This is a genomic window from Denitromonas iodatirespirans (assembly GCF_018524365.1).
Lineage (GTDB): Bacteria > Pseudomonadota > Gammaproteobacteria > Burkholderiales > Rhodocyclaceae > Nitrogeniibacter > Nitrogeniibacter iodatirespirans.
This window is the reverse complement of sequence record NZ_JAEKFT010000104.1, coordinates 1-1,056: the sequence shown is the minus strand read 5'-3', so window position 1 is coordinate 1,056 and position 1,056 is coordinate 1. Positions and strand designations below refer to the sequence as shown.

The 1,056-nt window shown below is 57.1% G+C and carries 1 protein-coding gene; it reads left to right on the top strand.

Going from position 1 to position 1,056, the window contains the following annotated elements:
- Window positions 1-152: 152 nt before the first annotated feature.
- A complete protein-coding gene (locus I8J34_RS24120; protein ID WP_214364172.1) occupies window positions 153-1,046 on the top strand; it encodes a hypothetical protein in 894 nt (297 codons plus the stop codon).
- Window positions 1,047-1,056: the final 10 nt, after the last annotated feature.

Here is a 1,056-nt window from a genome sequence, read left to right as displayed (position 1 = left end):
GCTCGAACCGATCGGGTATATCCCGCCTGCAGAAGCTGAGGCAAACTACTACAGGCAACTCGCCAGCGAGGCCGCCATCCCGGCCTGACTTAAACCAAACGGCCTCCACCGAACCCGGGGCGATTCACTACGCCGAAGTCGGCGCACCGACCATGATGCTCGACCTCAAGGCAGCGCTCGCGCGCCCCTTGCCAAACCTGACATCCGAAGAAGAGCAACGTTGCACCGCAGTCGCTCCCAGGCCAGTGGCGAAAGCTCCGAACGAGCTGCGGACGGACAATTTTCCATTGCCGGGAGAGGATCTTCTTGCTCGTGATGTGCCCGAGGAGTTTTGGTCCAATGACGAAAGCCTGACACTGGCTCGGTTCGACAATTCCAGCAAGTGGTTGACGTTTTACTCGGGGAACTCCGCAACGGAAATCGGACGCATACAGATTCCTGGAGCCCGTTGTGTCGGAGGCTGCAATCTCGCAGTCACCTTCCTGCAAGGCACCGAGCGAGTGTTGCTTGTGAACACCCAGGACTTCGATGACCCGGATTTAACCGGACAGGTCTATGGTGAATACGACCTTCGACGATGCCGCTTCGTGTCATGGCCTGCAGGCGAGTTACGCAATATGCTGGCTTCACGCTTGCGCAACACAGACAGACCCTATCAGCCCCATCGGCTTGAGTCCTTTGTCAGTTCGCCGGACGGCAATTACGTGGGCGCTGTACTCACCGCGTCCGCCCACGACTATAAAAACTTGGCCTTGATCTACGACGTTTCGCGTCAACAGGCGGTTGGACTTTATGGTCCCTCCCAAGATGAGATCAAGTCTATGAGGAGCGGAGACGCGAAACACCCCTTCCATGCGTTGACCGACAGATCGACAGTTCCGCTGACCGCAGGAGGAGAGGCAGACGTGACTCTCACCGTCTCCGGTGAAGAGCCTGTCAGAAATTTTGTGTTTGAGGCATACCATGTGAGCAAGGAGCATGTATGCCAAGAAAGACCAGCAAGAAGAGCACTGCGGCGGCGCTGCCGTCCATCCCGAAAGAGCTGATCGATGGATT